Below are 17,827 nucleotides of genomic sequence, written 5' to 3'. Positions count from 1 at the left end.
TAAAATTAACCCCATTTTTTTAATTCATAAAGTTTTTCATTTTTTCTAAGTCTTTAACTATTAACTTTTTCATACTTTCAAACTCGAAAAGCCCATCTTGTTCAAATTTAGATAATTTTCTACTAATAGTCTCTCTAGTTATGCCACAATAACTTGCCATACCTTCTCTATTTAATGGAATATCAACGTGAATAACACCATTTTTATTAACACCATATTTGTCTACAAATTCAAGTATCATACATATTATCCTATGATCAACATCGTTGGTAGCTAAACATGCAGCCAGATTTTCAGTTTCCATTAATCTTTTACTTACTTCATTTAAAATTTTTAAAGTTATATGTGGATTTTTTGACAAAATTATATCCATATTTGATTTTGATATAACACATATACGCACATCATTAACTGCAACAGCAGAAAAATTTGTAATATAATTATCATTAAACAAACTGAGTTCTCCAAAAAATTCGCCAACTGATAGTATGTGAATTATTTGTTCTTTTCCTTCGTAAGTCGATTTTGATAATTTAATAGTTCCATTGCTTATTATAATAAGTTTAGATAAAGCATATCCTTCTAAACATATAATATCATCTTTCTTAAAACAATAATGGTCTATAGTATTTAATATTTCCTCTAATTCATGTTCTGATAAAGAAGAAAATATAGGGATTTCTTTGGCATATAATCTACTTTTGCATTTAGTATTTGAATTTATGATATAATCACTCCTAACAATTTGTTATATACAATTGTAACATATTTAACGATTTTGATTAAGTAAAATTAGATTTTTAAACTAAATTGTTATTAAGATAAAGTATGTTAAATATATTTAACACACAAGGAATAATATTATTGGAGTTTAATGCTATAATTATTAAGACAAGAAAATATTAATAAGGGGATGTTTGTATGGAGTCATCAATCCAAACAATAGCAAGTAATACGCTACTAATAATTTTTGCAGTAGTAGCCATGACAGGTATTATTTGTAGCAAGATAAGTGAAATATTAAAAGTGCCAGATGTAGTATTATTTTTAATTGCTGGTATTTTAATAGGTCCATCGTTTTTCAGATTTATAGATATAGGTCAGTACCAAGTTGAAAATCAACTGATATTAACATTTGGTTCAGCATTTATATTGTATTTAGGTGGAAAAGAAATAAGTTTAAAAGTTTTAAAAGATGTTAGGATAAGTGTATTTTTATTATCAACATTGGGGGTAGCAATATCAGCATTTATAGTTGCTAAAATAGTTGGTTTAACATTTGGAGTATCAGCTATGACAGCTTTATTAATTGGTTCTATAATAGCATCTACAGACCCAGCGACTTTAGTTCCTATATTTAATCAAGTTAAAATAAAAGATAGAGTAAAGCAAACCGTTATAAGTGAATCAGCTTTTAATGATGCTACAGGTGCAATACTTACATCAGCAGTTTTAGCTATAATATTGTCTGGGAAATTTTCTCTAAGTGCAAATATATACGAACTAGGAATAATGGTAGTAGTAGGGGTAGTAGTAGGCATTGTAACAGGAATTGCACTTTTAAAATTGGTGAATGATCAGCCTTATGGTATATTTAAAGATTTTGCACCAATTATATCAATACTTTCGGTAGTAATAGCTTATGAAGTATCTACGAAGTTTGGTGGAAGTGGATATATGGCTTGCTTTATAGTAGGTATAATAACAGGTAATAAAAAGAACTTTAAAATTTGGCTATCTCAAACATCTTACGATGCAGATTTTTATGTGGCAGAAACATTAGGGAATATTTGCCGTATGTCTATATTTGTAATACTAGGAAGTCAAGTTGATTTAGCAGTGCTAGGAAAGTATTTTGTACCTTCACTTTTAGTAGCATTAAGCTTAATGTTTATAGCAAGACCTATCTGTGTAATAGTTTGTACTATATTTGATAGAAATGCAAAATGGAGTAAAAAAGAAATGCTATTTATGATGTGGGTTAGAGAAACAGGGGTAATACCAGCAGCATTATGTGGGATAATAGTAGCTATGAAAATACCAGGTTATGAAATTATTTCATCAGTAGTATTTATGACAATTTTAATGACTTTAATAATACAAGGAAGCACTACTAAGCTAGTAGCTAAAAAGCTTGGATTACTTGAAGATCAAATTACAGAAAGCTCTAAGTAAAATCAAAAATGACTATCGTTTAAGATAGTCATTTTTAATGTAAAAATTTATTAGTGTTTGTTAAGTATTTTGGATATTTCACTAGCAATATTAGTATTTTTAGAATTTGAATTTATTAATTCTAACTCTTTTCCTTTTACACTAACTATCTTTATCAATTCTTGATTGTCTTCTGTCATAGTAACGTCAAATATTTTAATATCATCTAAATCAAATTTATCAGTATGTACAGTGTCATACAACCCACCCAAAATAACATAAGATAACTGTTCTATATATAGATTTTTGTTTGTAATTGTTAATTTATAGTTATTACAAATTCTAGCTATAGGACATATTAAGTTAAGCAATGCACTCTTTGCTATTGTTGATTTTTTAACTTCAGTATGACCTATGAAACTAGCAACTAAGTGTTCGCTTTCTTCTAATTCAAGATTATTTTCCAAAGTGAATCCTCCTTTTTAGATAAATACTATGATTTTAAGTATAGCACAATAAATTATGGATATATTCACATTTTGTTAACACTAAAAATTAGTATAAATAAAAATTGTAAATAGGAAAAATTAATTATAATAATGTTTTGCATTGAAGTAAATTACAATATATGAAATAATATAAATTGAAGAAAATATTGAAAGGAAGTGTAGTTTTATGAAAAAAACTAATTATAAAGAGCTGGGAGTTGTACTTCTTAATAAATAAGGAGTTTAGCTTAAATCAAAAATTCCTTATTTATTGAGTTGATGATATCACAACTTATAAATAAAGGAGAATTAAAAATTGAAATATAAAAATGCAAAAAATATACTACCAAAAGAATTACTAGAAAAAATACAAACATACATCCAAGGGGATGTTATATATATACCAATTATGGAAAATAGAAAAGTAGCTTGGGGACAAAAAAATGGAACTAAAGAAGCTATTTACAATAGGAATAAAGACATATTTAACTTATATCAAAATGGTTATTCACTAGAAGAAATAGTAAATATATATAATTTATGTGAATCTAGTATAAGAAAAATAATATCTAAAATAAAAAAAGAAAACAACATAAGTAGTGAGCTAGGTTTAGGAGGTTATAAACATGAATAACACAACATTTGAGAAATTACAGTTAAATGAACTTAAGGAATTGGTGAAAATACACTGTGTAAGTTCTCTTGGAAAAGACCTTATAGATAAACTAAATCCTAGTACAAATATAAACGTAGTAAGAAGAAAATTAAAAGAAAATAATGAAGCTAGAAATATATTATTAAACAGTAATCATATACCACTAGAAGGGCTATTTAATATAACTTCTATTATAGATAAAGTTGAAAAAGGAATGGTACTTGACCCAAATGAACTTATAAAAGTAGAAGACTTTTTAAGAGGGTGTAAAAAAATAAAAGCATTTATGATAGATAAAGAATTTTATTCACCAACTTTAAGTTCTTATGCTTTGAATATAACAGAGTGTGAAAACATAGAAAGTGAAATAAAATACAGCATAAAAGGAAATAAAGTAGATTCAAATGCATCTAAAGAACTTAAAAAAGTAAGAAGAAATATAGAAGTATGTGAAGGTAAAGTAAAAGAAAGACTTAGTAAGTTTTTAACATCAAGTAATAATAAAAAATATATTCAAGAATTCATAATAAGTAAAAGAGATGATAGATACGTTGTACCTATAAAAGCATCTTATAAAAATGAAGTAGATGGAGTAGTACTTGATAGTTCATCAAAAGGAAGTACTGTTTTTATAGAGCCAAGTAGTGTATCTAAGTTTAGTGTAGAACTTATAAGTTTGAGAAGTGAAGAGAGTATAGAAGAATATAAAATATTATCATATCTAACAGAATTAGTATTTGAAAGAATAATAGAAATTAAGTTGAATATGGAAATAATATCAGAGTATGATATGGTATTTGCAAAAGCTAAGTATAGTCAAAATAATAACTGTATAACACCTAAAGTAAATAATAGGGGATATATAAAAATAATAAATGGAAAACATCCATTATTAAAAGGAAATGTTGTACCACTTAACTTTGAAATAGGAAATCAATATAAAAGCTTAGTAATAACAGGCCCAAATGCAGGTGGAAAAACTATATCTTTAAAAACTGTAGGAATACTTAGCCTAATGGTACAATGTGGGTTTGATATATGTGCACACGAAGATACGCAAATGAGTATCTTTGAAAAAATATTTGTTGATATTGGAGATAATCAAAGTATAGAAAATGCACTTAGTACTTTTTCATCTCATATAAAAAATATAGCAGAAATAATGAGTTCAAGTAATAAGTCTACATTAGTATTATTTGATGAAATAGGAAGTGGAACAGAACCTAATGAAGGCGCTGGTCTTGCGATTTCTATTTTAGAAGAATTTTATCAAATGGGGTGTATATGTGTAGCATCCACTCACTATGGAGAGATAAAGAGATTTGCACATCTTCATCCACACTTTGAAAATGCAGGTATGATGTTTGATAAAAATACATTAGAACCTTTATATAAGCTTACTATAGGTAGTTCTCAAGATAGTAACGCTTTGTTTATTTCAAAGAAGATGGGAATAAAAGATAAAGTTTTAAAAAGAGCTAAAAATTATATAAATGATAAAGACTATAATTTAGATGTCATTAAGGAAAATAAAGTAACACAAATAGAAGAGGTAGAACTAGAAAATAAAGAAATACCTTTGTATGAAATAGGTGATAGAGTTAAATTACTAGACAAAGATGAATTTGGAATAATTTATAGACCGGTTGATAAATTCAATAATGTTGAAGTTTTATATAAAGATGAATTTTTAGTATTCAATGTAAAGAAAATAGAACTTTCTTTAAAAGCAGGAGAATTATATCCAAGTGGATACGATATTAATAGTTTATTTACTTCTTATGAAGATAGAAAACTTGAAAAAGATATACAAAGAGGTTCTAAAAAAGCTTTAAAGAAAATTCAAAAAGAAATAAAAAATAATAGATAAGATAAATAAAGAAGCTATAAAAAGTAGAAAATTAGACTACATTTTATAGCTTCTTTTGTTTTTGGAATTTAATTCAAACCATATGATAGTTTTGTGCTAAATAATATCTTGATTTATAAAATTGACAAATTTAGAAGTATTCTATAATATATACATTTAAGTCTAAATAATATATAACGGAAAATTTAATAAAGAAAGAAGGACATTTATGAGGCAAAATAAGAAAGAATGGTTAGGCAATATTAAAGGAGATTTATTAGCAGGTGTAGTTGTTTGTATGGCACTTATACCAGAGGCAATAGGATTTTCTATAGTAGCTGGAGTTGACCCTATGGTTGGAGTGTATGCATCATTTATGATATCACTTATAACTTCAATATTTGGAGGAAGACCCGGACTTATTTCAGCAGCAGCAGGAGCAACAGCATTAGTACTTGCTAGTTTAGTTAGAGATCATGGAGTTGAGTATCTATTTGCAGCAACAATACTAACAGGAATTATACAAGTTATACTTGGATATTTAAAAATAGGTAATTTAATGAAGTTTATACCAAAGCCAGTTATGATTGGATTTGTAAATGCACTTGGTATATTAATGCTTCAATCTCAATTAAACCATTTTAAAGGACCATCTATATTATTATTATTAGGAGCGATAGGAGTGGCGATTATTTACTTATTACCTAAGTTAACGAAAGCTGTACCATCTCCAATAGTAGCGATAATAACTATTACAATAATAGTTAGTGTATTTAATATAGATATTAAAACTTTAGGAGATATGGGGGAAATAACTAGCGAATTACCAAAATTCTTAATACCAAATGTTTTATTTAACATGGAAACCTTAATGATAATATTACCTTATTCAATATCTGTCTCATTAGTAGGAATAGTTGAATCATTGTTAACGGCTCAATTAGTTGATGATTTAACAGATACTCCTAGTGATAAAAATAGAGAGTGCGTAGGACAAGGACTTGGAAATGTAGTCGCTGGATTCTTTGGTGGGATAGCAGGATGTGGAATGATAGGACAAACCATAATTAATAATAATTATGGAGGAAGAGGTAGATTATCTACTCTTACAGCAGGTACGGCAATGTTATTTTGTGTAATATTATTAAATGAATTTATAGTTCAAATTCCAGTAGTATCACTTGCAGCAGTTATGGTTGTTGTATCTATATCAACATTTAACTGGGGTTCTATAAAAAGAATTGCAAAAGTTCCAAAATCAGATACATTAGTAATGTTAAGTACAGTTATAGTAGTTTTATTAACTCATAACTTAGCTTATGGAGTTATAGTTGGGATAATAATAAGTGCTATAGTATTTTCATCTAAAATATCTGAGATAAATGTTAAAAAACATAAAGTACACGGATATATTAAGTATGAAGTTAAAGGTCAATTATTCTTTGCATCTACTACTAAATTTATTAATAGCTTTGATTATAATGAAAAACTAGAATCAATAGATATTGATTTTACAAATGTAAAAGTTTGGGATGAATCAGCTGTTGATGCCATAGATAAAGTTGTTATTAAATACCATAAAAATGGTATAGAAACTAATTTAATAGGATTAAGTGAATCTTGCTTAGAATTAATAGATAATATGGGTATTCACAATAAACCAGGTGGTTTAGAAATGGTTATATGATATTACCAATTGTAATGAATATTAATAATATTTAATATATAAAAATTAAATTTATGAAAAATATAAAGATGAATATATAAATAAAAAGTAGCTATTGTAATATTAATTTACTACAATAGCTACTTTTTATTTAGTATTTATTTAATTACAATCCTCAAGCAATGAGCTTTTCAAAAAGTAGAGCACTTTTGAGTAATAAGAAATTTGTTCATCAAAGCCACTTATAAAAGTTGACTCTTCACTAGAATAATCCTCAGAAACTATTTTATGAGCAGTATTTCTAAGAGCCATTATATTAGAAATGGAAAGGCATACTACCTCTTTATGAGAATAAGTTCTCGAAGATGATATAGCTGGTATATTGGAATTTTTTATAGCATCTGAAAGATCTCCTTGTGGAAATTCATTGTTAAATCTCAATTGTTCAGCTGTAATATCTATATATTGATTTAAAGTGTCATATACTTCGCCTAAATATTCATGCATGTATATAAAGCTATTATCTTTGATATTCCAATGTAATATTTGAATATTTCTCTGAGCAACAGTTAAATCCCATAGTAACATATTTATCATAGAGTATAATTGTTTATTCATGATTGTCCCCCCCTTTATCTAAGTTATAATATTCTATTAAAAATAAAAATGTTACACTTTATATGTTTTTTATTCCTCTAAAAACTTATAAAATAAAAATTTGTGACAATTTGTGACAATTTGTGACAATTTAAAGAAATTTGCATATAATGAATTAACTATAAATTATTATGTATTAATTTGTAGTTCTAAAATTTTAATGAAGAGGTGTAAGTATGGGATATTTAAGATCACAATCATGTAAAGGAAATAACTATTATAAAAAGTCAAAAAAATCAAATAGTAACTCAAACCAATCAAATAGTAAGTCAAATCAATCAAACAGCAACTCTTACAGTGCTAGTCAATCACAATCTCAAGATAGTAAATCTTATAGCTACAGCTATAGTGATATTGATTTTGGAGATAATTACAGTCATAGCTACAGCTATAGTTACAGTAGAGATTTATAATATAAAATGATTGAAGATGTTTTCAAATGGATAAGCATTATAGACCAGGAGAAAAAATAAATGAATATACTATAATAAAAATTATTGGAGAAGGTAGATATGGAATAGTATATCTTGCACAAGATACAGATTTTAATAAGGTTGTAATAAAACAGTTAAAAGAAGATATGCTAAAAAAATATCCTGAAAAAGTATTTTATGAAGAAAATATCCTGAAAAATTTAAATAACCCTCAGTTTCCTAAACTTCTATCAACTTTTAAAAATAATAATATTCAAGGATATATATTAGAGTATATTCAAGGAAATAACTTTGAAGACTTAATAGTAAGATATGAATATGAATTCACAAGAGAAGAAATATATATGATTGCTAGCCAACTTATATCAATTATAAGGATATTGCATAAAAATAATATAGTTCATAGAGATATAAGAATGCCTAATGTAATAGTAAAGAAAAATAAAGAATTAGTTCTAATAGATTTTGGCTTAGCTAGATATATAGATAATAAAACTCATTCAAAAGAAATGGATTATTGGTATTTAAGTGATTTTTTAATTCATTTGTACTATACATCATATTATCCTGATTCAAACCTTGATATAGACGAAAAGCCATGGTTTGAAGAGTTAGATTTAAATAAATATGAAAGAACCTTTTTAAAGAAACTCATGGGTATTGATGGCAAATATAATAGTATAGAAGAGATTGAAAATGATCTTAAAATAATCAGCAATCTAATTTAGTTTTTTATTATAAGCCATGTATTTATACATGGCTTATATTATATTAATATATAGGTGGTTAAAAATATGACAAATTCAAAAGGTATATTAAAAATTTATGAAGATACTTTTAGAGTAAATATATATACCACTAAACATTTTAGAATGATAGGATTAATAGATGTAGATATTGAATATTTTTATTCAGTAGAAAAAGTTACACTTGCATTTTATAGTTCATCAGGTACTAATAATGGAAAAATTAAAGGATTATGGTATCCTATTGTTGGAATCAAAACTATAGATGGTGAATTTACTGAATTTACACCTTATTTAAATTTTGTGTTAAGTAATACAACCATAGATGGATTTGCTAATAAAGGGTGGCTTGCTAAATCTTTATTTTTCGCTAGTAGACGCCCATACTACTATAAAACTTTAGGATTTTCTAATGGAAGATACTATGAATCTCTTTTTTATATAGGACAAACACTAAAAGATTTAATAGAAAGAAATAAATTTTATTCAATGACGTCTTTGAAACCTAAAACTCTAAATGAAATATTAACATCTGAAGAGATTTATATTGGAAATAAATGTACACAAAAAGAAAATTTTGAAAGATTTATTCAAGATATATTTGAAGAACATTAGAGTTAACAATTTATAACAAAATTATTTTCATGTATGTAAAAAGGTAGCAATTAAATATAATAAAACATTATATTTAATTGCTACCTTTTATTTTACTCTTTAGAAATTAAATAAATTTTTTCTTTATCAGATTTTGATAAAATTAAATTAGTTGTAAATGCAATCGTAAATATGACTACTATATCTAACACTAACCTAGTTAAAGTGAATTTCCATCCTAGAGAAGATGCTTCAAATAAAATCATAGGTAGTTTTGTTGTAGACCAAGCTCCTATAAAAATTAATACATTAAATAAACTAGCACCTTTTTTCAATAGAGTTCCAGCTATAGGAAAAGCTGCATATAAAGGTCCCGCTGATGCTGATCCAAGCAACAATGCAATCAAAATACCAACTATACCTGAATCTTCACCCAGATATTTAATCATCTTTTCCTTAGGAACCCATACATCTAATAGTCCAAGTAATATAAATATAGGAGGTATTACTTTTATCATTTCTTTGACATTTTGTAATGTCATAGATATAGCTATATTACCTTTTTGTGGGAGAAATGTATCCATAAATATTAGTGTTAAAATCATAAGGATAGCAAATTTATATCTTTTAAAAAAATTTTTCATTATAGTATCACTCCCATTGTTATAGCAATAATTATTGAGAATAAAAATGCTAAAATATTTCTAATAAAAGTTGCTTTTTTGCCCCAGTACTTAATTTCTAAAGGAATAGTTATTATTCCAACCATCATAAGTGTAGAAATAAATGCTGCAATTTGACTTATACCCGCTCCATTTTCTAATAAAATTTTGGCTAGTGGGAATGCAATAAATCCAGGTATAAGAGTTATTGATCCTATAGCAGCGGCAATTATAACTCCGATAAGTCCACTTTCATTACCTATCATATTTGATATAGCTTGTTTATCTAATATAACAAGTAGTATTCCAATTAAAATTATTATGGTTATAAATTGTGGTAGTATATTCTCAAATGATTTCCAAACTTTTTTTAGAGCTATTTTAGTTTTATCTTTATCTTTGATTAAGGATACTAATAGTAAACTTATAGCTAAAGTGTACATTACAATACTAAACATATTCTCCTCCAATTCTAAATTTAAAAAAATATAAATTTAAAATGCTTACATTATGTTAATGCAAGCATTTTAATTAAAAACTATTTTTAGTAGAATTTATTTACTTCACTAACTACTGCATCTTTTATTAATTCTAAATCTACACTAGAGTTTAAATCAAAGTTTTTAGATATTTTTAAGTCTTTAGTTAAAATTAGATCTTTGTCTACTGATATATTTTTCATTTCAAGTGTCTTTTTAGCACAGCTCATAGGACATCCATCAACTGCTATTACAGCTTTACTTTCTTTAGCAGCATTAGTTACATTTTTTAGCTCTCCTGAAATACTAGCTAAACATAACAATGCAGCTTTATCATAGCCAACTTCATTGGCTGCTTTTACAGCAGATAACATAGTTGCTTGTCCAACATTAGATGCTCCAGCACAATAGAATATAGCTACTGGACTTTGTTTTTCTTCAACATCTTCTCCCTTTGTTTTTTGATTCATATATGGTAAATACCAGTTTTCTTTAGCTTTACCGTTTTGTTCATTTACTAAGTTTTTATTGTTTTCCATTTATAAATCCTCCTAAGATGATAATAATATTTTTAAAATTTGAGACTTGATGTTTCTATACAATTCATTATATCAAAAAAAATTGATTTGACAATACTTATATCAAATTTTTTTGATATAATGAAAAAACTTGGATTTCACAATGTTGGATATAAGTTATAATTGTAGTATACTTAATATTATTTGAAATATACAAAACTAACTAATCTAAAGCACACTATATAGGAGGTCTAAATTATGACTAATAACGAATACGAAAATATATTTAAAGCATTATCAGATGAAAAAAGGCTTAGTATCCTTGCTTTTTTAAATCAAAATGGACATACATGTGTTTGTAAACTTGTAGAAACTTTTGATTTATCACAGTCTAAATTATCATATCATTTAAAGTTATTATTAAATGCTAACTTAATAAATAAAACAGCACAAGGTAAATGGAATTTTTATGATATAAATTTAAATAATTTGAAGACTGTTTTATCAAAAGAAGTTATAAATGATCTATTTCAGCAATATAAATAAATATAAAATTTATTTTTTTGAAGTTCTAATATCAATTTTTTTTGATATTACTATTGCCACATCAAAAAAAATTGATATAATAAAAAGTATAGAGTGATTTCAGTTATATTTTATAAATTTTATAAATCAAAAAATTTGATAAGGGGTGAGATAGTTGTTTGATTGGATTAATAGTCAAATTTTAAAAATGGAGTGGTTATCTAATTTAATTACCTTGTTTGTTGAAAAAGTACTAAAATTAGATGTAAGCAGTAGAGTTGGTGGAAGCGTTCAATTTTTCTTATATGATACTGTGAAAATATTTATACTTTTATCAGTATTAATATTCTTAATATCATATATACAAAGTTATTTTCCACCAGAGAGAACTAAAAAAATACTTTCAAGATTTAAAGGACTTATAGGAAGTACAATAGGAGCTTTATTAGGTACAATAACTCCATTTTGTTCATGTTCAAGTATTCCTATATTTATAGGGTTTACAAATGCAGGACTACCACTTGGAATTACTTTTTCTTTCTTAATTTCATCTCCATTAGTGGATATAGGGTCATTACTTATACTTATGTCTTTCTTTGGAGGTAAGATCGCAATATCTTATGTTGTTATAGGTTTAATTCTTGCGGTAGCAGGAGGAACTATTATAAACAGCATGAAATTAGAGGGTGAAATACAATCTTATGTAAAAGAAATGCCTAATGTAGATGGAGAAATAGAATCTCTTACAAGAAAGCAAAGAATTGATTATGCAACTGAAGAAGTAAAAAACATAATTAAGAAAGTTTGGATATATATATTAGTAGGTGTAGGTATAGGAGCAGCTATTCATAACTGGATACCACAAAGTGTTATAGAATCTATATTAGGAAATGATAATCCATTTGCACCAATACTTGCAACATTAGTTGGAATACCGATGTATGCAGATATTTTTGGTACTATTCCAATAGCCGAAGCATTATTCTTAAAAGGAGTACCTATAGGAACAATATTAGCATTTATGATGAGTGTAACAGCACTATCATTACCATCTATAATAATGTTATCAAGAGTTGTAAAACCTAAATTATTAGCAATATTCGTAGTTATAGTATCAGTAGGTATAATGCTTATTGGATATGGATTTAATTATTTTTCATATCTATTAGTATAATAAAATATATGGAGGAATAAACTATGGAAATTAAAATACTAGGATCAGGATGTTCAAGTTGTAATGATTTACTAAAAAGAACAGAGCAAGCAGTTAAAGAATTAGGTGTTGAAGCAAGTTTTGAAAAAGTAACTGATATGAAGCAAATAATGTCTTTCGGAGTTATGAAAACTCCTGCATTAGTTGTAGATGGCAAAGTTAAGGCTAGTGGAAGAGTTCCATCGGTTGAAGATATAAAAAATTTATTAAAGTAATCTAAATAAAAAACCTAAAGATACACAATATATAATAGTAAGTATTAAAGTGTATAAATGCCAATTTAATTGGTATTTATACACTTTTTTTATTTAATAAAAGTAAAATTAGAAATATGAATAATAAAATTAAGAATTTAGTCGAACGATAAATCAAATTTTTTTGATTTAATGGTTTACAAAATATATAAGTTAGCATATCATATGAGTATAAGTGAATATGATGATTTTATTAAGGAGATAATATGGAATTAATACAAATGTTAAAAGCGTTAGGTGATGAAACACGAATTAGGATAGTAAATATTTTAAGAAAAGGATCCTTGTGTGTATGTGAAATAGAGTCAATACTTGAACTTACACAGTCTAATGCATCTAGACATTTAAATAAACTAATGAATGCTAAGATAGTTACTTACTACAAAGAAGCAAAGTATGTTTATTATAAGTTAGATGAAGAGACTATAAACAAACATAGTTTTATCAAGGAACTTTTAGATAATGAGCTAGAAAAAGAAGAAAAATTAAAATATGATTATAGTATTTTAAAAGACTATAAAAGCGCAGGTTTAACTTGTGAAAATGTATCAAGGGTTAAGGATATAATAGACAACGTAAACAAAAAAAAATCAACTAAATAGGAGGCAGCAACATGAGAATAGCAGTAATATCAGACATACACAGTAATGTATATGCACTTGACGAAGTTTTAGTAGACATACAAAAAAGAAATATAGATATGATAGTATGTACAGGAGATTTAGTAGGATATGCTACAAGACCAAATGAGGTTATACAAACTATCAAAAAAGAAAAGATACTTACTATAATGGGTAATTATGATGATGCAATAGGAAACTTCAAGATAATCTGTGGATGTGATTATCCAGATCCTAAAGATGCCGAGAAAGCTGGACTTTCAATGCACTTTACTGGACAAAATACAACTGATGAGAACAAGGCATATTTAAGAAATTTACCCAAAGATGCAATTTTAACTTTTAATAACAAAACTATAAGGTTTGTTCATGGAAGCACAAGAATAATAAACGAATATTTAAAAGAAAACTCAATACAGGCAGATGAAGTAATGGGAGAACTTAATGAAGATATATTAGTTTGCGGTCATACTCATATACCATATGCTAAATACTATGGAGAAAAATTACTAGTTAATGCAGGAAGTGTTGGTAAGCCAAAGACTAATAATTCCAATGCTAACTATGTAATTATAGATATAAATAATGGTGATGAATTAGCAAAGAAAGATTCGTCTGTAGAAGTTGAAATAATTGAAGTGCCTTATGATTTTGAAAAAATAGCAAAAGAGATAGAAGAAAGTGAAATACTACCAAATGATTTTGCAAGACTTATAAGAGAAGGTAGTTCAAAATAATTATTTGCTAAATATAGGATAAAGTAATTTTACTATTATTTTATCCTATAAACAAACAAATTTAATCATATATATTCAAATATTTGAATATGATTGTGTGAAAAAATGGGGAATAATAATGAGTAATAAAAAAGGAGGAATAATAATGAGTAATAAAAAAAATAAGCCAGGAATAGCAGCAAATATTTCGGCTAATGAGAAAGAAAAAAGTGGTGGTCTTGGCTTCTTTGAAAAGTATTTAACTATATGGGTAGCACTTTGTATAGTAGCAGGTGTTTTAATAGGTGTATATCTACCTCAAATACCTCAAACGTTAGATAAGTTTACTTATGCTCAAGTTTCTATACCAGTAGCAATACTTATATGGTTAATGATTTATCCTATGATGCTTAAAATAGATTTTACATCAATAAAAAATGCCGCAAAGCAGAAAAAAGGGTTAGCAGTTACTTGTGGAACTAACTGGTTAATAAAGCCATTTACAATGTATGCGATAGCATATTTCTTTTTAATAATAGTATTTAAAAATATAATACCTGCTGATTTAGCTAAGGAATATTTAGCAGGGGCAGTACTACTTGGAGCAGCACCTTGTACAGCAATGGTATTTGTTTGGAGTCATTTAACTGATGGAGACCCAGCGTATACATTAGTTCAAGTTGCAGTTAATGATCTTATTTTGTTGGTTGGATTTGTACCAATAGTTGCACTACTATTAGGTGTTACAGATGTTAGTGTACCAATGGATACATTATTATTATCAGTAGTGTTATTCGTTATAATACCTTTTATCGCAGGATATTTCTCAAGAACTATGATAATAAAGAAAAAAGGATTAGATTACTTTGAGAATGTATTTTTAGCGAAGTTTAATGGTGTTACAGTAGTTGGATTGTTATTAACATTAGTAATACTATTTGCTTTCCAAGGACAAAAGATAATAGATAATCCGCTTCACATTGCATTAATTGCTATACCTCTTACAATACAAACATTCTTCATATTCTTCTTAGCATATGGATGGTGTAAGGCTTGGAAGTTACCACATAATGTAGCAGCCCCAGCTGGTATGATTGGTGCTAGTAACTTCTTTGAATTGTCAGTTGCAGTTGCTATTAGCTTATTTGGACTTAACTCAGGAGCAGCACTAGCTACTGTTGTTGGAGTACTTGTTGAAGTACCAGTTATGCTTGCACTTGTCGCTATAGCTAACAAAACTAAACATTGGTTTGTAAAGTAAAAATTAAAATAAATATCTAATTATAGGAAGTCAAAACTTAACAACATGTTATAAAGATTTCCTATGATTTTATAAAATTTAAAATGATAGTTTAGGAAAACTTAAAATTTCCTTTAAATATAAAATAAAAATTACAAGGGGTGTTTAATATGAAAATAGAAATATTTGAACCTACAATGTGTTGTTCTTCTGGGATTTGTGGTCCTAGTGTAGATGGAAATTTAGTAAAAATAAGTGAAGATATAGAAATATTAAAAAATGAATTTGAAGGATTAGTTGTTGAAAGATATCAACCACAAACTCATTCAATGAAGTTTATGGCTAATATGGAAGTTGGAACGTTAGTAAGAGAAAATGGTCAAAAGATACTTCCTATAACAGTTTTAGATGGAAAGGTAATAAAAAGTGGAGCATATCCAAGTTTAGAAGAATTAAAATCAAACTTAAGAGGTGAGTAATATGACACAGTTTTTATTTTTCTCAGGTAAAGGTGGAGTTGGAAAAACTTCAATGGCATGTACTACAGGAGTTTATAATGCTGATAAAGGATTAAAAACTTTAATAGTAACAACAGATCCTGCGGCTAACTTGTCTGATGTATTTGAACAAGAAATAGGTCATAAAATAACTAAAATAAATAATATAGATAATCTTTATGCAATGGAGATAGATCCTGATGAGTCTACTAATGAGTATAAAGAGAGGTTACTTGCTCCAATGAGAGAAATCTTTGATGAAGAAATGATAAGAATAGCTGATGAACAATTAAGTGGACCATGCACTGAAGAAATGGCTTCTTTTGATAGATTTATAGATTTTATGGAAGTGGATGAATATGACATTATAATATTTGATACAGCGCCAACAGGTCATACTATAAGACTTTTAGAACTTCCAATAGACTGGTCTAAACATATAGAAGAAAGTGCTTCTGGTAGCGGTCAAACTTGTATGGGTCCTGTATCTATGATACAAGATAGCAAAGATAAGTTTGATAGAGCTATAGCTAAACTTAGAGATACTTCTCAAACTGATTTTATATTTGTTATGCAGCCTGAACAAACTTCATTAGATGAAACAATAAGAGCATCACATGAACTTAATGAACTTGGAATATCAACTACAAAGATTATAATTAATGGGTTTATACCACAAGATGAAGCAGTAATACCTTTCTTTAAATCAAGATACGAAATGCAGCAAAGGTATTTAACTAAAGCTAAAGACATATTTAATAAACTACCTATAGATACTATGGAGCTATTTGATAGTGAACTTAAAGGTGTAGATAGATTTAGAATAAGTGCATCGATACTGTTTGAAGGTAAAAGAGCTGAAAAGACTGCTGATATAAAATACAAGAATATAGATGAACTAAGCATACCAAAAAATGAATATGCTACATCACTTATAATACCTAAGAAAGATTCTATAAGAAATGTATTTTTCTCAGGTAAAGGTGGAGTTGGAAAAACTGTAATGGCTTGTATTACAGCTGTTAAAGCTGCTAATGAAGGATTTAAAACTTTACTTCTTACAACAGATCCTGCAGCTCATATAGGAAAAGTTTTAGATAAACCAATAGAAGATAATCCTTCCCCTATAGATGGATGCCCTAATTTATATGCAGCTAAAATCGATCCTAAAGTAGCATTTGAAGAATATAAAGAAATGGTTTTAAAAGATGCTAAATCTAAGTTTAGTGGACCAACTATAGCTACTATGGAAGAAGAATTAAATTCTCCGTGTACAGAGGAAATGGCAGCTTTCCAAAAGTTTATATCATATGCATCAGAGGAAGAATATGACGTAATAGTATTTGATACAGCTCCAACGGGACATACATTAAGACTTTTAGAACTTCCTATGGATTGGTCAAAACAAATCCAAATGAAAGCTGGAGTTAATGCTGAGATTAGTGAGGAAGATAAAAAGCAAAAAGAAAAATTTGATAGAGTTATAGCTACTATGAAGGATAAAGATAAAACTACTTTTAGTTTTGTTATGTATCCTGAAAAAACTCCTATAATAGAGGCATATAGAGCTAGTGAGGAACTTAGAACTGTTGGAATAGAAACTCAAATGGTTATAGCAAACCTTATAATACCAGAAGAACAAGCATCTACACCTTTCTTTAGAAATAGAAGAAATATGCAAGAGAAGTACTTACAAGAAATAAAGAGTGATTTTGAGAATTCTGAGGTAGTTAGAGTGCCAATGTATGATAAAGAAATAAAAGGAATAGATATGTTAACAAAGATAGGTAATAGCATATTTTAGTTAATATATTGTGCCAGTTAAATAGCTTCTTATATTTAAAATATTGAATAATTTTT

At 27.1% G+C, this 17,827-nt stretch carries 21 protein-coding genes; 15 read left to right on the top strand and 6 right to left on the bottom strand.

The features are described from left to right. Window positions 1-19 precede the first annotated feature (19 nt). Window positions 20-625 carry a Crp/Fnr family transcriptional regulator gene (locus QOZ84_RS00955; RefSeq protein WP_284131876.1) on the bottom strand — a complete coding sequence of 202 codons (606 nt, stop codon included), beginning with the start codon at window positions 623-625 and terminating at the stop codon, window positions 20-22. A gap of 296 nt (window positions 626-921) precedes the next feature. Here QOZ84_RS00955 and QOZ84_RS00950 point away from each other — a divergent pair, with 296 nt between their 5' ends. After that, complete coding sequence (locus tag QOZ84_RS00950; protein ID WP_284131086.1) at window positions 922-2,175, top strand: cation:proton antiporter; 1,254 nt, start codon at window positions 922-924, stop codon at window positions 2,173-2,175. A gap of 50 nt (window positions 2,176-2,225) precedes the next feature. On the opposite strand, the gene QOZ84_RS00945 is transcribed toward QOZ84_RS00950, so the two are convergent. Continuing rightward, entirely contained in the window at window positions 2,226-2,621 is a 396-nt protein-coding gene (locus QOZ84_RS00945) for a hypothetical protein (protein ID WP_284131085.1), read from the bottom strand. 337 nt (window positions 2,622-2,958) lie between these two features. On the opposite strand from QOZ84_RS00945, the gene QOZ84_RS00940 reads away from it, so the two are divergent. The 3 genes from QOZ84_RS00940 (at window position 2,959) to QOZ84_RS00930 (ending at window position 6,833) form a co-directional block, all read left to right on the top strand. Further along, a complete protein-coding gene (locus QOZ84_RS00940; protein ID WP_284131084.1) occupies window positions 2,959-3,276 on the top strand; it encodes a CD3324 family protein in 318 nt (105 codons plus the stop codon). Next, entirely contained in the window at window positions 3,269-5,167 is a 1,899-nt protein-coding gene (locus QOZ84_RS00935; RefSeq protein ID WP_284131083.1) for an endonuclease MutS2, read from the top strand. The genes QOZ84_RS00940 and QOZ84_RS00935 overlap by 8 nt, the downstream gene beginning before the upstream one ends. Before the next feature lie 208 nt (window positions 5,168-5,375). Beyond that, window positions 5,376-6,833, top strand: coding sequence for a SulP family inorganic anion transporter (locus QOZ84_RS00930; RefSeq protein ID WP_284131082.1), 1,458 nt, complete (start codon window positions 5,376-5,378; stop codon window positions 6,831-6,833). A 141-nt stretch (window positions 6,834-6,974) separates the two neighbouring features. Here QOZ84_RS00930 and QOZ84_RS00925 read toward each other — a convergent pair whose 3' ends face one another. Next, a complete protein-coding gene (locus QOZ84_RS00925) occupies window positions 6,975-7,430 on the bottom strand; it encodes a Dps family protein (RefSeq protein ID WP_284131081.1) in 456 nt (151 codons plus the stop codon). A gap of 215 nt (window positions 7,431-7,645) precedes the next feature. On the opposite strand from QOZ84_RS00925, the gene QOZ84_RS00920 reads away from it, so the two are divergent. From QOZ84_RS00920 to QOZ84_RS00910, 3 genes are all read left to right on the top strand, one after another. Beyond that, window positions 7,646-7,882, top strand: a complete 237-nt coding sequence (locus QOZ84_RS00920) for a hypothetical protein (RefSeq protein ID WP_284131080.1) — start codon at window positions 7,646-7,648, stop codon at window positions 7,880-7,882. Between the two features lie 26 nt (window positions 7,883-7,908). Next, window positions 7,909-8,631 (top strand): protein kinase domain-containing protein, encoded by a 723-nt coding sequence (locus QOZ84_RS00915; RefSeq protein ID WP_284131079.1) that lies wholly within the window; start codon window positions 7,909-7,911, stop codon window positions 8,629-8,631. A 66-nt stretch (window positions 8,632-8,697) separates the two neighbouring features. Then, window positions 8,698-9,264, top strand: coding sequence for a hypothetical protein (locus QOZ84_RS00910; RefSeq protein ID WP_284131078.1), 567 nt, complete (start codon window positions 8,698-8,700; stop codon window positions 9,262-9,264). 92 nt (window positions 9,265-9,356) lie between these two features. Here the strand turns inward: QOZ84_RS00910 and QOZ84_RS00905 are convergent, their stop codons facing one another. From QOZ84_RS00905 to QOZ84_RS00895, 3 genes are all read right to left on the bottom strand, one after another. Further along, on the bottom strand, window positions 9,357-9,887 hold the full coding sequence (locus QOZ84_RS00905; RefSeq protein WP_284131077.1) for a permease: 531 nt from the start codon (window positions 9,885-9,887) through the stop codon (window positions 9,357-9,359). Beyond that, window positions 9,887-10,363 (bottom strand): permease, encoded by a 477-nt coding sequence (locus QOZ84_RS00900; RefSeq protein ID WP_284131076.1) that lies wholly within the window; start codon window positions 10,361-10,363, stop codon window positions 9,887-9,889. Before QOZ84_RS00900 ends, QOZ84_RS00905 begins: the two co-directional genes overlap by 1 nt. Window positions 10,364-10,449: 86 nt before the next feature. Continuing rightward, complete coding sequence (locus QOZ84_RS00895; RefSeq protein WP_284131075.1) at window positions 10,450-10,923, bottom strand: putative zinc-binding protein; 474 nt, start codon at window positions 10,921-10,923, stop codon at window positions 10,450-10,452. A gap of 237 nt (window positions 10,924-11,160) precedes the next feature. Between QOZ84_RS00895 and QOZ84_RS00890 the strand changes: the two genes are divergently transcribed. From QOZ84_RS00890 to QOZ84_RS00855, 8 genes are all read left to right on the top strand, one after another. Then, window positions 11,161-11,448 carry an ArsR/SmtB family transcription factor gene (locus tag QOZ84_RS00890; RefSeq protein ID WP_284131074.1) on the top strand — a complete coding sequence of 96 codons (288 nt, stop codon included), beginning with the start codon at window positions 11,161-11,163 and terminating at the stop codon, window positions 11,446-11,448. A gap of 154 nt (window positions 11,449-11,602) precedes the next feature. Then, window positions 11,603-12,601, top strand: coding sequence for a permease (locus QOZ84_RS00885; protein ID WP_331496495.1), 999 nt, complete (start codon window positions 11,603-11,605; stop codon window positions 12,599-12,601). Between the two features lie 23 nt (window positions 12,602-12,624). Beyond that, complete coding sequence (locus QOZ84_RS00880) at window positions 12,625-12,855, top strand: thioredoxin family protein (protein ID WP_284131073.1); 231 nt, start codon at window positions 12,625-12,627, stop codon at window positions 12,853-12,855. Between the two features lie 245 nt (window positions 12,856-13,100). Next, window positions 13,101-13,496 carry an ArsR/SmtB family transcription factor gene (locus QOZ84_RS00875; protein WP_284131072.1) on the top strand — a complete coding sequence of 132 codons (396 nt, stop codon included), beginning with the start codon at window positions 13,101-13,103 and terminating at the stop codon, window positions 13,494-13,496. 11 nt (window positions 13,497-13,507) lie between these two features. After that, a complete protein-coding gene (locus tag QOZ84_RS00870) occupies window positions 13,508-14,251 on the top strand; it encodes a metallophosphoesterase family protein (protein WP_284131071.1) in 744 nt (247 codons plus the stop codon). Window positions 14,252-14,396: 145 nt separating this feature from the next. Continuing rightward, window positions 14,397-15,491, top strand: a complete 1,095-nt coding sequence (gene arsB, locus QOZ84_RS00865) for an ACR3 family arsenite efflux transporter (protein ID WP_284131070.1) — start codon at window positions 14,397-14,399, stop codon at window positions 15,489-15,491. Window positions 15,492-15,640: 149 nt separating this feature from the next. After that, on the top strand, window positions 15,641-15,949 hold the full coding sequence (gene arsD, locus QOZ84_RS00860) for an arsenite efflux transporter metallochaperone ArsD (protein ID WP_284131069.1): 309 nt from the start codon (window positions 15,641-15,643) through the stop codon (window positions 15,947-15,949). 1 nt (window position 15,950) lies between these two features. Beyond that, the gene (locus QOZ84_RS00855) at window positions 15,951-17,771 is read left to right on the top strand and encodes a TRC40/GET3/ArsA family transport-energizing ATPase (protein ID WP_284131068.1); all 1,821 of its coding nucleotides are present in this window, start codon (window positions 15,951-15,953) and stop codon (window positions 17,769-17,771) included. The last annotated feature ends 56 nt before the right edge of the window (window positions 17,772-17,827 follow it).

Source organism: Romboutsia sedimentorum, assembly GCF_030131845.1.
GTDB lineage: Bacteria > Bacillota > Clostridia > Peptostreptococcales > Peptostreptococcaceae > Romboutsia_D > Romboutsia_D sedimentorum.
The sequence above is the reverse complement of the archived record's forward strand: the minus strand, read 5'-3'. Positions and strand labels throughout refer to the sequence as shown.

Coding starts and splice junctions, on each gene's coding strand:
- arsD (WP_284131069.1), top strand. CDS start 15,641: ATGAAAATAGAAATATTTGAACCTACAATGTGTTGTTCTTCTGGGATT.
- QOZ84_RS00910 (WP_284131078.1), top strand. CDS start 8,698: ATGACAAATTCAAAAGGTATATTAAAAATTTATGAAGATACTTTTAGA.
- arsB (WP_284131070.1), top strand. CDS start 14,397: ATGAGTAATAAAAAAAATAAGCCAGGAATAGCAGCAAATATTTCGGCT.
- QOZ84_RS00905 (WP_284131077.1), bottom strand. CDS start 9,887: ATGAAAAATTTTTTTAAAAGATATAAATTTGCTATCCTTATGATTTTA.
- QOZ84_RS00875 (WP_284131072.1), top strand. CDS start 13,101: ATGGAATTAATACAAATGTTAAAAGCGTTAGGTGATGAAACACGAATT.
- QOZ84_RS00900 (WP_284131076.1), bottom strand. CDS start 10,363: ATGTTTAGTATTGTAATGTACACTTTAGCTATAAGTTTACTATTAGTA.
- QOZ84_RS00880 (WP_284131073.1), top strand. CDS start 12,625: ATGGAAATTAAAATACTAGGATCAGGATGTTCAAGTTGTAATGATTTA.
- QOZ84_RS00895 (WP_284131075.1), bottom strand. CDS start 10,923: ATGGAAAACAATAAAAACTTAGTAAATGAACAAAACGGTAAAGCTAAA.
- QOZ84_RS00915 (WP_284131079.1), top strand. CDS start 7,909: ATGGATAAGCATTATAGACCAGGAGAAAAAATAAATGAATATACTATA.
- QOZ84_RS00925 (WP_284131081.1), bottom strand. CDS start 7,430: ATGAATAAACAATTATACTCTATGATAAATATGTTACTATGGGATTTA.
- QOZ84_RS00935 (WP_284131083.1), top strand. CDS start 3,269: ATGAATAACACAACATTTGAGAAATTACAGTTAAATGAACTTAAGGAA.
- QOZ84_RS00890 (WP_284131074.1), top strand. CDS start 11,161: ATGACTAATAACGAATACGAAAATATATTTAAAGCATTATCAGATGAA.
- QOZ84_RS00950 (WP_284131086.1), top strand. CDS start 922: ATGGAGTCATCAATCCAAACAATAGCAAGTAATACGCTACTAATAATT.
- QOZ84_RS00930 (WP_284131082.1), top strand. CDS start 5,376: ATGAGGCAAAATAAGAAAGAATGGTTAGGCAATATTAAAGGAGATTTA.
- QOZ84_RS00920 (WP_284131080.1), top strand. CDS start 7,646: ATGGGATATTTAAGATCACAATCATGTAAAGGAAATAACTATTATAAA.
- QOZ84_RS00870 (WP_284131071.1), top strand. CDS start 13,508: ATGAGAATAGCAGTAATATCAGACATACACAGTAATGTATATGCACTT.
- QOZ84_RS00855 (WP_284131068.1), top strand. CDS start 15,951: ATGACACAGTTTTTATTTTTCTCAGGTAAAGGTGGAGTTGGAAAAACT.